1 protein-coding gene is annotated in these 448 nt (G+C 69.2%); it reads left to right on the forward strand.

All coding sequences use genetic code 11. From position 1 onward, the window contains the following. On the forward strand, window positions 1-448 hold a 448-nt coding region (locus ACNAVT_RS31805; protein WP_416301699.1), incomplete at both ends, for an OmpL47-type beta-barrel domain-containing protein.

Below are 448 nucleotides of genomic sequence, written 5' to 3' on the forward strand. Positions count from 1 at the left end.
TAGCGCCACGGTGACCCTCTCCGCCACCGACACCGAGTCGGGCGTGGACCGGATCGAGTACTCGCTCGACAGCGGCGCCTACGCCAGGTACTCCGCGCCGGTCACGGTCAACCAGACCGGTCAGCACACGGTGAGTTACCGGGCGACCGACAAGGCAGGCAATACGTCCTCGCCGCAGCAGGTGTCGTTCACCGTGGTCGAGCCGACCCCGCCGGACACCACCCCGCCGACGGTGACGGCGGCGGTGACCGGCGAGAAGGACCCGAACGGCGCGTACATCGGCAGCGCGACGGTGACCCTCTCCGCCACTGACACCGAGTCGGGCGTGGACCGGATCGAATACTCGCTCGACGGGCAGCCGTACGCCACCTACGCGGCGCCGGTCATCGTGAACCAGCCGGGTCAGCACACGGTGACCTATCGGGCCACGGACAAGGCGGGTAACACG

Source organism: Micromonospora sp. SL4-19 (assembly GCF_047921475.1).
Classification (GTDB): domain Bacteria; phylum Actinomycetota; class Actinomycetes; order Mycobacteriales; family Micromonosporaceae; genus Micromonospora.